This is a genomic window from Paenibacillus crassostreae (assembly GCF_001857945.1).
Lineage (GTDB): Bacteria > Bacillota > Bacilli > Paenibacillales > Paenibacillaceae > Paenibacillus_AQ > Paenibacillus_AQ crassostreae.
Window position 1 is genome coordinate 3,141,157 of sequence record NZ_CP017770.1, and the last position, 15,671, is coordinate 3,156,827.

Genomic DNA, 15,671 nt, shown 5'->3' on the forward strand with positions numbered 1-15,671 from the left:
GTAAAGGATGGGGAATCCAAATTGAAGAAGATAAATCTTATATTGATTGTACTTTTGGCAGCAGCCATGATCTTTCAACCTACGAATAGTACAGCAGCGAAGAAATCAGTGCGCGATATTGAAAAAGAATTGAAGATCTTGCAGGAACAGGCCCAGCAGACTAGGAAAGAGCAACAGGCAGCAGCCTTTAAAGGTGAAGAGGCAGAACATTATAAAGAAAAAACGATTGAATATTTGCAGACTGTATTAGATCAGATTGATACCGTTACGAATAAGCTAGCTGATATTTCAGCACAAATTGAAGAGACAAAGAATAGCTTGACGCTAGCTGCAACAGAAATGGTTGCTGCTGAAGAGCGTATTGCATCTCGTGAAGTCATGCTAGAGTCTCGTGTACGATTGATGTATACCGATGGTAGCGTTTCTTATTTAGAAGTGCTAATGGCATCTAGTAGCTTTAGTGACTTCCTCATGAGAGCTGATTCACTTAAGATGATTGTGGATCAGGATCAGAATTTACTTGTGGAACATAAGAAGGACAAGGAAACTGTGGTTGAGAAGGAGAAGGAATTAGAACTGCAATATGCTAAGGCTGAGACTCTCTATGCGGAAATGGAGGCTCAGAAGAGTATACTAGATGAGAAGGAAGCGGAGAAGAAGGTTCTCATTGCTCATTATGATGAGGAAATTCAGGAATCCAATGAGCTAAATGTAGAGCAGGAACAAGAACTCATAGCTCTTGCTAGTGAAAGATCTACCTTATTACAACAGAAGAACAAATTGGTAGCAGAAGAAGCAGCAAGGGTTAAAGCGGCGAAAGCAGCAGCTGCTAAGCGTGCAGCTGCAGCGAAATCTTCTGGTTCGTCTAGCTCTGGAACCTACAGCGGTAATGGAGGTCCATTGTTGATGCCAGTAGGTAGCGCTCGTATTTCTTCTTATTATGGTAAACGAACACATCCCGTTACAGGGGAAGTAGGAAAAATGCATAATGGCGTTGATTTCGCCGTAGGGCAAGGAACAACGATTGAAGCAGCTGAATCTGGCACAGTTATATTGTCAGAGTGGTACAGTGGCTATGGTAATGCTGTTATTATAGATCATGGTGGTGGCATGTGGACGTTATACGGACATATCCGTAATGGTGGGCTCAAAGTTAGTGTTGGTGACAGTGTAACCCGTGGTCAGAAAATTGCAGAGTCAGGCAACACAGGCCGAAGTACGGGACCTCATTTACATTTTGAAGTACGTATTAATGGGAGTGCTGTCGACCCAATGCCTTATTTGTAACGCTGTAAATTATGACGATCTGACGTAAATATTCCAGCCCTTTCGAACATATACTAAGAGGGATACAGTAAGAATATGGAGAGCGTTAGATTGATAAGAAGAAGGCGGTGAACTCAACTTTGTTAAAGAAACGTACGGCGATACTTATGATGGTCATCTCCTTGATTGTTGGAAGCCTATTGACGATGTTCCTAACGGGATCCAACAGCATAGCTGGACAAGCTTCGAGTGGAGAAGGATTGCTCGCTAGTATAACTAGTGGAGGATTGAAGGCAGAGGAGACACGGAAGATCGGAGCAGCAATTGATCTGATTGAAGGTAATTACTATAAGGATATTGAACGTAGCGCCTTGGTTGACGGGGCTATTAACGGTATGATGGAGGCCTTGTCTGATCCATATTCTACGTATATGGGACAGGAAACAGCACAACAATTTGAAGAGTCCATTGAAGGCTCCTTCAGCGGTATTGGTGCAGAGGTCTCGATGGAGGATGGCAATGTTGTTGTAGTCTCTCCAATTAAGGGGTCACCTGCAGAGAAGGCGGGAATTCGATCCAAGGACATTCTGCTCTCTGTGAATGGTGAATCTTTGGCTGGTCTAGAACTGAATGCAGCTGTTGCAAAAATTCGAGGTGTCAAAGGTTCTACAGCATCGATTGAAGTCAAACGTAATGGTGTAGCTGAACCTATTAAATATGCTATTGTCCGTGATGATGTTGCACTAGAGACAGTCAATGCATCCCTACGTAAAGATGGGATTGGAATGATTGAAATTACCCAGTTCTCTTTAAATACAGCAGAACGATTCAAGGAAGAACTGACTAATCTAGAGAAGCAAGGGATGAAGGGGTTAGTGATCGATGTCCGTAACAACCCTGGAGGTGTTCTTTCAGTCGTTATTGATATTACACAACAATTCGTACCTAAAGGTGAATTGATTGTTCAAGTGGAAGATAAGAATGGGAAACGTGAGAAGAGTTTCTCCAAGGGATCAAGCAAATCTTATCCGATTACATTGTTGATGAATAAGGGGAGTGCGAGTGCTTCGGAGATTTTAGCAGGAGCGCTTCAACAATCTGCTGATGTCGTTCTAGTTGGTGAGAACTCCTTCGGTAAGGGAACGGTTCAGACGAGTTTCGATCGACAATTAGGTGATGGTAGCTTACTCAAAATCACGATTGCGAAGTGGCTTACACCTGATGGTACTTGGATTCACGAAGAAGGTATCAAACCGGATATTGCGGTCTCTCAACCGGATTACTTCATGGTTGCACCAATTAACAAAGAGAAGACCCTACAATTCAACAAGAATAGTGACGATGTTAAAAGCGCACAAGTTATGTTGGATGGACTTGGTTACAAACCAGGACGTGTCGATGGATATTTTGATGTAGGTACTCAGAAAGCTGTGAAGACCTTCCAGACTAGCCAGAAGATTAAGGCTAATGGAATCATCGATTCTAAGACAGCGGAAGCCTTGGAAAAGGTTCTTATTGAACACATACAAGATCCTCTAAATGATACGCAACTGAAACAAGGTATTGCGGAGGTACAGAAGGAAATAAAGGCAATGGCGTCGAAGAAGTAAGAAGGCTGAACGTTAGCCTTCTTTTTTTTGTGAGAAGTATGATTGCTAGAAATTATCTTAGATATAATAACAGTTAAGTTAGTTGTGTTAGATTACAGAGGAGTGTGACCAGATCTTGGATGTAGCTTTAGAATTGTTATGGAATGTGACAGACGCTCTAGTACAGCTGTTGACTCAGCCCTTTTATTATATATCCATCCTGTTTATCCTCGTATTCTATCGTCAACAGATGTTGATGGAACGGAAGTTATTCCACGTACGGCTTCATAGTTGGGGTCTGCAAGCGTGGCGCACGGTGATAGGCGGTCTGGCTGCTGGTATCGGTGTATCAATTGTAATGGCATTCGTAGGGTTTTCTTTGACGCAAGAAGCTATTATTTGTATATGGGTTGTAACATTAATGTTGTTATTGATAGGTGTACGCTATTTATGTTTGGCTTATACGGTTGGTGTGCTAGGAGTTCTACAGTTTATCTTGGGCTTCTTTCCGAATTGGCAACCAGATTCACTTATTGGGACAACAACAGATACCGTACGGGCGCTTGATATACCAGCTCTGGTTATTTTAGTAGGTATTCTTCATTTGGTTGAAGCAATTCTGGTGAAGAGACAAAGTACATCGCTTGCGATGCCACTATTCATAGAAAGTAAACGTGGCAAGCTAGTGGGAGGATTTCAGATGCAGTTCTTCTGGCCACTACCGCTGTTTCTAATGATTCCAGCACAGACTGCGGGCAATTTATTATCATGGACACCCCTTCTAGGGGGAGAGGGTTGGGCTAGTGGATTCAGTATGTTGGCACTACCTGTTATGATCGGATTTAGTGACTTGACTCAGAGTATGCTACCACAGAATAAGGCTAAGATAACCTTCAAGAGACTTCTATTCTACAGTGTGATACTTCTTCTCATAGGTCTACTATCGGTATGGTGGAGTCCATTGATGATTGTTGCAGCACTGGCATGCTTCTTGTTACATATGGGTATGGAATGGATGAGTCGTATCGAAGAGCAGCATCAGCATTCGCTGTTTGTTCATGCTACTCAAGGTTTACGAGTACTTTCTGTAGTGCCTAAGAGCCCAGCAGATGAACTTGGCATTGTACCCGGTGAAACGGTCCTGAAAGTGAATGGTGTCCTTCTTCACTCGCAAGAACAACTACATCGTGCCTTACGTATGAATGCAGCATTCTGCAAATTAGAAATATTGAACTTGGCTGGCGAGAGTAAGTTCCTGCAACGTCCCATGTATGCGGGTGATCACCATCAATTAGGTGTTATTCTAGCGCCAGATCAGGATGTCAGTGATGTAGCTAGATTGAATCCAGCCAACATCTATTTAATTATTGGAATGAAACTAAACACTCGGAAACGATCCATATTGAGAGGACACGATAGTGCTTTAGTGAATGTAGGTACAGGTGCAGGAGTGAGAACAGACACACGTGTAGAAGCGGATACGAGTACAAGAACCGGTTCAAATATGAGTACGCTCTCAGTGCTTCCGCAAGATACTACTCTTGCGATAGTCGAAACAGCAGCAACGCAGACAGATGAAATAAAGGCAGAGTTACGCGACGAGATTAAGGCAGAAACAATGAAAGTAACTTCAACCCATGGATCAGATGTTGCCAAGGTGAAAGCAACCCTAAAGGATGCGGAGGCTACTAACACGGATGAAGTAATAAAATATCCGTGGGATCGCTGACTAGTAAATGCTATAGGGAGAGACTGATTCTGTTGAATCAGTCTCTTTTATTGAAATATAAGAAAGTATAAGTTTTACGCTATACATTATATCTTATATTTCTCGCTTAAACACTTACCGTCCTTATAAGGACGGTAAGTGTTTATACTTGTGTGCACGTTAACGCGTTGGAGTACACATAAGCACAATTGAGTAAATAAGCATAATCAAGCTACTGAATGAAGTAGAGAGGCGAATATGTGGTGTACGGACAAATAGTTGCATGAAGTACACTTAATTCAACGAAAAGTTAGTAGATTGAGAATTAGTTGTAAAGACTACAGTTAAAATTAGGAAATATACAGATATTTAACATTTATTGGATATTAAATGCACTTTATGCAACTAGATCTCGCAAAGGAGAAAATCGGGTGAATTTAGATGTACTTTATGCAATTAAATGACAGTGTGCTCCCAATCCAGACTACTAGGTTAATCTATGAACTCCCAAGCGCCACGTCGTAATTCGTAGCGATGGATGCGTTTACCATTTCCCGCTACGATTGGATGGAGCCAACCTTTGGAACATAATGATTGAAGTATTTTTACGGCGGTTCGGTAGTTGATATTGAAATGAAGGGCAACTTTCTTTGGACTAATTAGCGTAGGTTTGGATAACGCAAATCGAAGTACTTCATTCTCGGATAGTGTTGAGTGTTGTTCGATTATTTGGTTGTTCTAGCACTAGATAGTGATTTAGTAACATTTGCAGTAAGTTTCTACAAAGTTCTGGGCGATCACAGACATCATCATACGCGAACGATTTCACACGATAACCTGTGCATTGTAAGAACAATTCGCGGTTTAGCTCGTTACAATACTTTTGTCGATCCATATCACGGACATGAGGTCCATACCCTTTGATCTCAATAATAAATTTTAATTGTCCTCTCAGATAGGCGAAATCACCGTAATAGGATCGTCCTCTCCAATCCGCAACTTCAAATTCTGGATGTAATCCATCAAAATTTTCATATACAGGCCACCAAATATTTTTTAAAAATAATACCTCGCCATGACTGTGACCTCGTTCAAGACGCCCTCTTCTCTCGCCCGATCGGAGATCTAGATGTTGCTTAATAAATAACTGATGTTCGTCCTCAAAGTTCTTCATTTCCATACAACTCCTTTGTCGATGGTTGAGCGGTAGCGTTGATTAGGCAACATAGCGCATACAAAAAAACGCCCCACACATCATTAGATGGTAGGACGTTCTTCGTCACTAGTATATCAGAATTATAGCAGTATAATTCTATTCGCACTAGAGGTCCGTTTAACCTCCAAATAGGATTATAGGGGAGCACGGACGAATGAGAATCGGACAGAAATTGTGATAAGAGAAATAGAGAGATTTATATATTTATAAATGTGGAAATGAAGGAATGGAGAGTCATCTACGATGGATCATAAGAAAGAAAATCTCGGAGAGTCATGTGAAATTATCATATTCACAGCGTCGATAGTATAATAGCTGCATAAAGTACAATTAATTTGAAGAAAAACTAGTGTAGAGAAAGTTAGTTGTATAAGTTACAGTTAAAATCAGTTAAATCGTGAGATTTTAACATTCCTCGGCTATTAAGTGTACTAAATGCAACTAAATTACGTAGAGGAGGAAATTGGGTAAATTTAGATGTACTTTATACATCTAAATGGCGATGTTACTCTATACGGGTAGATGTTACTCCTATATCGCTGTTTATTTATGGAACTTATCCGGGTCTGTATCAATATCGATGATCACGACGTCTGCGCTTTAAGATAGTGAATGACGATCTGAGTACGGTCTCGTAGTTGTAACTTTCCAAGGATCTCCGTAATATAATTTTTAACCGTACCTTCACTCAGGAAACATGCCTGGGCAATTTCCTTATTGGATAGTCCTTCTGAAATATGATGGACGATCGTGATCTCCATAGGGGTCAGGCTGAATTTGGTTAGCAAAATTTCATCTCTTTGAGTTTGAGAATTCGGTAAGTCAATCTGCGTTCGAGTCTCTAAATTCACCGAATGACGCAAGAATCCTGTAAGCTTACGCGCGACATCGGGATGAATGAGAATATCACCATTGTGAACGGTCTTGATCCCCTGGGTAATTCGATCAGGTGCGATGTTCTTAAGTAAATATCCACTAGCACCATTCTCCAACGCTTGAATGATAAATTCATCATCATCAAATGTAGTCAGCATCAATACTCTAGAGTTCGGAAAGAGTTTCTTTATCTGTTTTGTTCCCTCTACGCCATCGCATACAGGCATCCGAATATCCATGAGTACGACATCTACGTGTAACCCGGAACTCATTAAAGCTACAGCATCCGCACCGTTAGCTGCACAACCAACCACCTTAATTTTCGAATCCATAGCGATAAGCACCTTTAGGCTCTCGCGAATAAATTCATCATCATCGACAATTAATAATGAAATCATGTTGATTCCCCCTTGATTATCTAAATGATATCGTTTCTCGCATACACGGGTAGACGTGTCACAACGGTATATGGATATTCCCACTGAATATCTACGGTCCCCCCAATTAACTGAGTCCTTTCCTCCATGCCACTGAGACCCATTCCTAGCTGTCTACTGTTTGGATCGGGAATTCCTTCAATTGGACCATTGTTACTAACAAACATACATAATTCATCATTCCCATATTGTATGAACACCTCGACGGATGTAGCCTCGCCATGTCTTATGGCGTTCGTAAGTGCTTCTTGGACATTCTTGTATAACACAATTTGTATACTTGGATACAAAGGGATGGGAGTGCCTTCGATCATAAGCTTCGTATGTATCCCTGTTTCTCGACCTATATTTTCAAGAAGTCGATCAATAGCATACTCATCTTTTAATGAGGTAGTGGGACGCATTCTTTTTACTGTATTGCGCATGTCATCCATACTCCCAGATACTTGATCTCGAACTTGAAGCATTATCTCGTATCCACGTGGAAAATCGGTGGGGATGATTTGAATGGCGGCCTCCATCATCATTTTGACACGGATCAGACGGTGACCTATATCGTCATGTAATTGCCTAGATATTCGCTCGCGTTCTTTCGATTGTGCTGCAGCCTCCACTTGATGACTGAACTCGACAAGTCGTTTGCGTGTTTCATCAAGCTCATAATGCTTCTTACGAAGTTCATCATAGAGATGTATGGTCTTGTTACGACTACCCGTGGCACTTTGCAATAAGGATAACAATATCGCTGTTAGAAGAAAGGTGAAGTTCATAGAGATTATTGAAAAGGAAGAATCATGTTGAAAAGCAAGATTAAGTAGAAGAAGATGAATTCCATAAGTTAGTATACGTATAAGTAAGCGAGATGGCGAAAAAGAATAGGCAAAAAGAGAAGATAGCGATAGATATAACATCAGTTGACCATATATAGTGCATAACCAGGCAGATAATACGATTTCTATGTAAATGATGAGGTTTTTAATTGCAAGGTTAGGAATAGATCTTTCTAGCGCCACAAGACTCAGGTATAGGAGGATATGCAATGTGTATTGCCCATTATTTACATAGTGATAGAGAAACATTGAGGCGAATCCTATCAAGATAATGATGGAGAAGCGAATAAATGAGAGATAAAAGCTCAAGAGAACGACATCCTTCATTAGAAATATAAAAAGTGATTTAATGGTTCTAGTTATAACGATATTCCAAGATGTTCCTATTATAGCATAGGAGCGGATTGCTGAAATAGGTGACTTTTGTCATCGATTGTTTATGACCTTTAGTACCTCTGAATGGAATGAAGGACTCGTATAATAATGGAAAAGGACAATTCAGATCTGGAGGACGATAGCCATGGCATTTGTAGAAATGAAGGGTGTTGTGAAGCGTTACGGAGATAAAATATCGGTGGATCATTTGGATCTAAGCATTCGTGAAGGAGAGATATTTGGTCTATTAGGTCCGAATGGGGCAGGGAAGAGCACAACCATAAATATGATGAGTGGCCTTATGAAGTTAGATCAAGGGAATATTGTTGTGGACGGAATTTCCGTAAAAGATCATCCCTTGGATGTGAAAAGGAGAATTGGTTTAGTCCCTCAGGAATTGGCGTTGTATGAAACGATGTCCGCAGCAGATAATGTTACTTTCTTCGGAAAACTGTATGGATTACGTGGAAAACTTCTAAAGGTCCGGGTGGAGGAGGCTTTAGAGTTTGTGGGATTAAGTGATCGCGCGAAGGAAAAGCCAACCACTTACTCAGGAGGTATGAAAAGAAGGCTGAATATTGCGTGTTCAATTATGCACCATCCTAAGTTAATCATTATGGATGAGCCAACGGTAGGTATTGATCCGCAATCACGAAATCATATTCTTGAATCTGTACGCACATTGAATGCAATGGGATCTACAATCATTTATACAAGTCATTATATGGAAGAGGTGGCGGCGATCAGCGATCGAGTCGCTATTATGGAGCAAGGGCATGTAATCGCCTGTGGTACACAGCAGGAATTACGTGAACGTGTCGCCAGTCATGAGAAAATTGTAATTAAGACATCACAGATATCAGAAGCAGTAATTGATGAACTGAAGCTGCATCCTAGAATTTCCAAGGTTTTAGCGAGTGACGATATGATTGAGCTGTATGTGGTATCTTCTCAACAGGAGTTACAAGATATCTTGTTCATCTGTGCTAAACACAATGTCATGATCCAATCTTTGGCTTGTGAAGAACCGAATCTGGAGACACTTTTTCTAAATCTTACAGGACGTAAGTTACGTGATTAGGGGGCGTCTGGAATGAGTATATGGACGATTGCTTGGTATGAATTACAAAGAATGTTCCGTTCAAAGTCAGTCGTAATAAATTTATTCTTACTGCCATTGATACTTATATTCATATTAGGCGCAGCACTTTCGAGTTTCTTCTACAGTGATGATGAAGAGTTTCAAGCCGATTTGGTTAGGGTAGCTATGGTGAGCAATAAGAGCGTTGAAAATGGTGTATCTGCAAAATTAGAAGCGTATTTGAACAGTGAAAACATGGAAGAATTGATTGATTTACGACAAGTAGATACAAGAGAAGTAGCAGAGAAAAAAATACGCGCAAGAGAAGTGGATTACGCTGTCATTGTACCTCCTGATTTCGAATCTCAAGTGATGAGTGGAAATATCGCAAAGTTAGAGTTGATTCTCGGCAATAAAGTGGAGAGTAATCTTGTTGCGGGGATGGTTTTTGATACTTTTTTAGAAGAAATGAATAATGGTTTAGCGGTGGCATCTGTTATGGGCAATGTCCAATTGGAGCAAGAGAGTGAACCTACGAGCATCAGTGTAGATTCTAATTCGGGTAAAGACGCACCATCTTATGTTACTGTAGGTAACCTGAACGGTTCAGGAATGGCATACTCTGCATCCCAGTATTATGCTGGTGCGATGATGATTATGTTTCTATTATATGCGGGTGGCACGGCTAGCACGAGTCTATTTGACGAAAAGAGTAATCATACCTTGTATCGGCTTCAGTCACTACCTATATCAACTGCTCAAATTTTTTTAGGTAAAATATTGGGGAATAGCATCGTAGCGGTCATTCAGGCAACGATTATTATTACGGTATCCTCTTTTTTATATGGCGTTGAATGGGGTAACCAACCGCTGTTCCTAGCATTGGTCTGTCTGTTATTAATTATTGCATCGATGGCGATTGCCGCATTGGTGACATTGATGGTTAAAAGTAGTTCAAGTGCCGATACGCTAATGCAAGTCATTATTATAGTGATGACCTTCTTAAGTGGTGGGTTTACACCGATTCCTGTGGATTTGATAGGCGTTATTGGGAAACTGACCGTTAGTTATTGGGGAATGGAAAGTCTGCTACAGATGATGCTACATTCAGATCCTATAGATATTGTGCAGAGTATAGGTATGCTAGCGGGGATGTGTCTGGTTCTAGTGATAGTCACAACTGGTGTATATCGAAAGGTGGGATATCGTGAATAGCTTAATGATTGCATGGAACATGATTAAGAGAACGGTTGGAACCAAAAAGGGGATTCTTTTCTTTATTGTTCTTCCTTGTATCATTGTCTCGCTGACTGTAGCACTTATGGGTCAGAGTAATAATTCGGAAGTGAGGATTCCTTATTCGAATGAAGATGTTGGTACAGCAGGTCAATATATAATTGATGTATTATCAAGGAACGCCGATTATGTGCTAGAGTTGAAGAGTAGTAAAGAGGAAGTTAGAGATATGATTATGGGGAGGCAGAGATCGGTAGGTCTATCTATACCTGCTGAATTTACAGAACAACTTCTTAGCGGAAATGAACCTCAAATCGCGATGTATCAACTTACAGGGAATGAGGCTTCATATATTGTTAAGCTGAGTTTAGATCGTATTGTAGGTGGGATGGCTCAAACCGCCGGGATCATCAGTAATTTCAATCCAGATAACGCTACTTCTGTGGAGGTTTTTGCTAAGAGTATAGAGGAAATGGGTAACCAAAGGATTCAATCTGAGAGAACGGACTATAATCTATACGCCAAGCCGGGTCTTAGTAATGTGACTGGCTTCACCATTATGTTCATGATGGGATTAGTGTCGAGCATCGTTAAAATCATTATTGATGACCGTAGAAATAGAACGATCGCACGCATATATAGTGCCCCTGTAAGATCATATGAGATTGCGCTTGGACACATACTAGGAAGTCTATTCGTTGGAATCATTCAAATTATTATTGTACTTATCTTTAGTCGGTATGTATTGAAGTATGATTATGATATTCCGTTCTTAACACACTTTTTAATATTAGGGCTTTTCATGCTAGTATCTATGGGAATTGCAAGTACGGTAGCCGGGATGGTCCGAAATCCAACGAATGCAGGTATGTTAAATGCCATGATCATTACGCCAACGTGCATGTTAGGAGGATGTTTTTGGCCCCTATCTATCATGCCGGAATATTTGCAAAAGGTAGCTAATTTTATTCCGCAGAAGTGGGCTATTGAGGCTGTGGATCGCGTAGCTTCAGGAGATCAGTTGGTTGATATTTGGCTACCTCTTTCTATTCTAGGACTCATGGCGATCATTCTGTTGGCCATTGGATCAGTGATCCTACGACCTAGTGATACTAAAGTTAGTGCGTAAGAATGGATGAGAACATAAGAATAGAAATAGAGTACCCCCCTACAAGATATTGCAGGGGGGTACTTGTGCTTGAAATATGATAGTGAAATAATGTGATTTATGCAGAATAGTTTAAAGTCCACACTCTAGTATTCCATCAAATTTATTTATTCCTCCTGCAATTGACGCAGAACGATGAGTTCAACCCGACGATTACTTTGGCGGCCTTGTCCTGACGTATTATCGCCAACAGGGCGAGTATCGGCATAGCCAGCATATTGGAACCCATCAGCAGTCAGCTTCTCATGTTCAAGGAAATATCGCAGAATCGATAGAGCACGTTCACCAGATAACTCCCAGTTATCTTTGTAGTTAGAGGCATATTTGATCGGCATGTTGTCGGTGTGACCCTCGATGCTTACCGTCGTACCAATATCTCTAAAAAGACTGGCGAGTTTAGATAATACGGGAGCTGAAGCAGGTTTGAGATCCGCTCGTCCTGTATCGAACACGAACTGGTCACTAAGTGTAATAGAGATACCCTGAGGCTTATCTGCCACAAAAATTTGATCCTGTAGCTCATTATCAGTGACATATTGTGTAATGACGGACATTAAACCTTGCAATTCTTGTTCCTGTGCTCGAAAGGCTAACTCACGTTCAGTTAAAGGCTGGGATTCAGTAGTATCCTCCCCCTGAGGATTGCCCTCTTGCTCCTGAGTTGGTTCCTTGGTTACGTCTTCCTGATCAGCAGTCCCTGTTAATCCAGAACCTTGTTCGAGAATTGAGTTACCTGATTTGAAACTGAGTTGAAGGGATTCAGTAACTCCTTCATATTTACTTGCATCAAGAGTACTCATGGCATACATCATGACAAAAAAGATAAGTAGCAATGTAATCAAATCTGCATATGTGATTAGCCAACGATCTCGAGAACTAGGTTCAGCAGATCCAATTCCCTTTCGCCGCTGTGCGCGTCTACTTAAATGTCTCATTATACCCTCCCTTTGGAAATACAGGGGAACGGAAGTAGTCTTCTGGTTCGAGTGAACTTATCTTTTTGCGTACAATTTGAGGGTGGTCTCCGTTCTGAATGGAGAGAATTCCCTGAAGAAGAAGCTCCATATTCTGAATTTTATCTTCACTCCGCGATTTAATTTTGGATGCGATGGGTAAAAAGATAAGATTAGCACTGGCGACTCCATACAGTGTTGCGATAAAAGCCACAGCTATGGAAGGTCCTAGTTGTGTGGGTTCAGAAAGGCTTCCAAGGACATGAATCAGTCCCATAACTGTACCAACAATTCCCATGGTAGGTGCATAGCCACCAGCGGATTCGAATATTTTGGCGTACCCAGTATGCTTCAATTCGGTTCGATCCATCTCAATTTCAAGAATTTGTTTAATAATATCCGGATCCGTCCCGTCTACGACCATTTGTATACCTTCACGTAGGAATATATCCGGATGATCTTGAGATTTCTGTTCAAGGGCTAATACACCATTCCGTCTTGAGGTTGTGGACATATCAACAACATCCTCTATAAGTTGCTCGATGTTGCTCTCTGGTCGAACAAAAGCATAACGAATTGCATCTGGTATACTTTTCAGCTTGGATGCTGGGAAACTAATGGCAACAGCAGCGAATGTCCCGCCAAATACGATCAGGGCCGCTGTCATATGGAATAACCCAGATAATTGTCCCCCTTCCCATAGAAAGCCTCCAATAAGTGCAGCTAGTCCAGCGAGAATACCTAATATTGTTACAATTTCCATAATTATGAGTCTCCCCGATCTTATAGTTAAAATTTGCATAGATAATCTGATCCGAGTATAATAAATGGGAACAAATATTCTTATCGAAAATATATTTCCTGTTAATATAATTATCGGGAAATCTCGACATATACTTTACTATTTTAGATGAAAAGGGTGGTATTGGGCAATGAGCGATATTGTGATAGACAACAAACCGTTTGAACTGGTATCGGAATATACCCCACAAGGTGACCAGCCTACAGCCATAACGGAATTGGTGGAAGGGATCTCACAGGGAAAGAGAGAGCAGACATTACTTGGTGCAACAGGTACGGGGAAGACATTCACCATTGCACAGATGATCTCTAAAGTGAATCGTCCTACCTTAATCATTGCACATAATAAAACATTGGCTGCTCAGTTGGCAGCAGAGTTCAAGGAGTTTTTTCCCAATAATTCGGTTGATTACTTCGTTAGTTATTACGATTATTTCCAGCCTGAAGCCTATATACCTTCGACGGATACGTATATCGAGAAAGATTCAAGTATTAATGAAGAAATTGATAAACTTCGACATTCCGCGACGAGCTCATTGTTCGAACGGCGTGATGTCATCATTGTTGCGAGTGTATCCTGTATATACGGTCTCGGATCTCCACGGGAGTACTCTGATTTGTTACTATCGTTACGTGTGGGGATGGAGAAACCACGCAATGAGATTCTAAGTCGTCTTGTCGATATTCAATATCAGCGTAATGATCTGAATTTTGTACGTGGAACTTTTCGGGTACGCGGTGATGTAATTGAAATTTTTCCAGCTTCGAATGGGGAACGAGCGGTTCGTGTTGAACTATTCGGTGATGAAATTGAGAAAATTACGGAGATTGACGTATTGACTGGAGAATTAGTTGGTGTCAGGGATCATATTGCAATCTTTCCTGCATCACACTTTGTTACGAAGGAAGAGACGATGAAGGTTGCACTAGTCAACATTGAGCGCGAACTTGAAGAACGTCTAGAGGTATTGAGGGATCAAGGCAAGCTATTAGAGGCGCAACGATTAGAGCAACGAACGCGATATGATATCGAAATGATGAATGAAGTCGGCTTTTGTTCAGGGATAGAGAACTATTCAGGTCCTTTAACCTTTCGTGAAGCGGGTGCTACACCATATACCTTAATGGATTATTTTCCTGAAGATATGCTGGTTGTTATAGATGAGTCTCACGTTACATTGCCGCAGATTCGTGGGATGTATAATGGAGATAGAGCACGTAAGACGATGCTGGTAGATCATGGATTTCGACTTCCTTCAGCACTTGATAACCGTCCATTACGGTTCGAGGAATTCGAGGGGAAAGTCAATCAGATTGTCTATGTATCGGCTACGCCAGGTCCATTGGAACTTGAGCGCTGCGAGATCATGGTACAACAAATTATTCGACCTACGGGACTTCTGGATCCAATCATTGATGTCCGCCCAACCAAGGGACAGATTGATAATCTAATTGAGGAGATAAATATCCGTATTGCACGTGACGAGAGAGTACTTGTAACGACACTGACGAAGAAGATGTCGGAGGATCTGACAGATTATTTGAAGGAAATCGGCATTAAGGTAAGGTATCTACATTCCGATATTAAGACCTTAGAGCGCTTGGCCATACTTCGAGATTTACGACTTGGAGTATTCCATGTGTTAATTGGGATTAACTTGTTGCGAGAAGGACTAGATCTACCAGAAGTGTCGCTTGTGGCTATTCTGGATGCGGACAAGGAAGGATTCCTTCGGTCTGAGCGTTCTCTAATTCAGACCAGTGGCCGGGCGGCGCGTAACTCTGAAGGATATGTCATCATGTATGGAGACAAGATCACAGATTCAATGAAGAAGGCAATCGATGAAACGGCACGCCGACGCGAGATTCAGAACGCATTTAATGAGAAGCATGGTATCACACCGCAGACCATTCGTAAGAAAGTTCGTGATGTGATCGAAGCGACGAAAGTGGCTGAATCGAAATCGGATTATCTCACAGGGGATGTAACGAAGTTAACGAAGAAAGACCGTCAGAATGTGATGCAGAGACTTGAAGCGGAGATGAAGGAAGCGGCGAAGAACCTCCAGTTCGAACGAGCAGCAGAGTTGCGAGATGCTTTATTAGAATTAAAATCGGAGTAAGTAAAAGCGATA

The 15,671-nt window shown here is 41.3% G+C and carries 12 protein-coding genes; 7 read left to right on the forward strand and 5 right to left on the reverse strand.

Annotation, left to right across the window (positions count from 1 at the left end; genetic code table 11):
* Positions 1-21: 21 nt before the first annotated feature.
* The 3 genes from LPB68_RS14335 to LPB68_RS14345 all read left to right on the forward strand — a co-directional run bounded on the left by LPB68_RS14335 (position 22) and on the right by LPB68_RS14345 (position 4,584).
* On the forward strand, positions 22-1,287 hold the full coding sequence (locus tag LPB68_RS14335; RefSeq protein ID WP_068658999.1) for a murein hydrolase activator EnvC family protein: 1,266 nt from the start codon (positions 22-24) through the stop codon (positions 1,285-1,287).
* A 119-nt stretch (positions 1,288-1,406) separates the two neighbouring features.
* A complete protein-coding gene (locus LPB68_RS14340; protein ID WP_068658995.1) occupies positions 1,407-2,876 on the forward strand; it encodes a S41 family peptidase in 1,470 nt (489 codons plus the stop codon).
* Positions 2,877-2,991: 115 nt separating this feature from the next.
* Positions 2,992-4,584: a PDZ domain-containing protein gene (locus LPB68_RS14345; RefSeq protein ID WP_068658997.1), complete on the forward strand. Its 1,593-nt coding sequence runs from the start codon at positions 2,992-2,994 to the stop codon at positions 4,582-4,584.
* Between the two features lie 673 nt (positions 4,585-5,257).
* On the opposite strand, the gene LPB68_RS14350 is transcribed toward LPB68_RS14345, so the two are convergent.
* The 3 genes from LPB68_RS14350 to LPB68_RS14360 all read right to left on the reverse strand — a co-directional run bounded on the left by LPB68_RS14350 (position 5,258) and on the right by LPB68_RS14360 (position 8,231).
* Positions 5,258-5,737, reverse strand: coding sequence for a hypothetical protein (locus LPB68_RS14350; protein WP_232510205.1), 480 nt, complete (start codon positions 5,735-5,737; stop codon positions 5,258-5,260).
* A 626-nt stretch (positions 5,738-6,363) separates the two neighbouring features.
* Positions 6,364-7,053, reverse strand: coding sequence for a response regulator transcription factor (locus tag LPB68_RS14355; RefSeq protein ID WP_068657522.1), 690 nt, complete (start codon positions 7,051-7,053; stop codon positions 6,364-6,366).
* A 20-nt stretch (positions 7,054-7,073) separates the two neighbouring features.
* Complete coding sequence (locus LPB68_RS14360; protein ID WP_068657520.1) at positions 7,074-8,231, reverse strand: sensor histidine kinase; 1,158 nt, start codon at positions 8,229-8,231, stop codon at positions 7,074-7,076.
* Between the two features lie 211 nt (positions 8,232-8,442).
* On the opposite strand from LPB68_RS14360, the gene LPB68_RS14365 reads away from it, so the two are divergent.
* Genes LPB68_RS14365 through LPB68_RS14375 form a run of 3 tightly spaced genes read left to right on the forward strand, consistent with a single transcriptional unit; the run spans position 8,443 to position 11,743 of the window.
* Complete coding sequence (locus tag LPB68_RS14365; RefSeq protein WP_068657518.1) at positions 8,443-9,378, forward strand: ABC transporter ATP-binding protein; 936 nt, start codon at positions 8,443-8,445, stop codon at positions 9,376-9,378.
* A gap of 12 nt (positions 9,379-9,390) precedes the next feature.
* On the forward strand, positions 9,391-10,593 hold the full coding sequence (locus tag LPB68_RS14370; RefSeq protein ID WP_068657516.1) for an ABC transporter permease: 1,203 nt from the start codon (positions 9,391-9,393) through the stop codon (positions 10,591-10,593).
* Positions 10,586-11,743, forward strand: a complete 1,158-nt coding sequence (locus tag LPB68_RS14375; RefSeq protein ID WP_068657514.1) for an ABC transporter permease — start codon at positions 10,586-10,588, stop codon at positions 11,741-11,743. The genes LPB68_RS14370 and LPB68_RS14375 overlap by 8 nt, the downstream gene beginning before the upstream one ends.
* 146 nt (positions 11,744-11,889) lie before the next feature.
* Here the strand turns inward: LPB68_RS14375 and LPB68_RS14380 are convergent, their stop codons facing one another.
* Together LPB68_RS14380 and LPB68_RS14385 are read right to left on the reverse strand one after the other, a co-directional pair.
* Positions 11,890-12,717 (reverse strand): flagellar motor protein MotB, encoded by an 828-nt coding sequence (locus LPB68_RS14380; RefSeq protein WP_068657512.1) that lies wholly within the window; start codon positions 12,715-12,717, stop codon positions 11,890-11,892.
* Entirely contained in the window at positions 12,701-13,498 is a 798-nt protein-coding gene (locus tag LPB68_RS14385) for a flagellar motor protein (RefSeq protein ID WP_068657510.1), read from the reverse strand. Before LPB68_RS14385 ends, LPB68_RS14380 begins: the two co-directional genes overlap by 17 nt.
* Before the next feature lie 169 nt (positions 13,499-13,667).
* Here LPB68_RS14385 and uvrB point away from each other — a divergent pair, with 169 nt between their 5' ends.
* Positions 13,668-15,659, forward strand: a complete 1,992-nt coding sequence (gene uvrB, locus LPB68_RS14390) for an excinuclease ABC subunit UvrB (protein ID WP_068657508.1) — start codon at positions 13,668-13,670, stop codon at positions 15,657-15,659.
* The last annotated feature ends 12 nt before the right edge of the window (positions 15,660-15,671 follow it).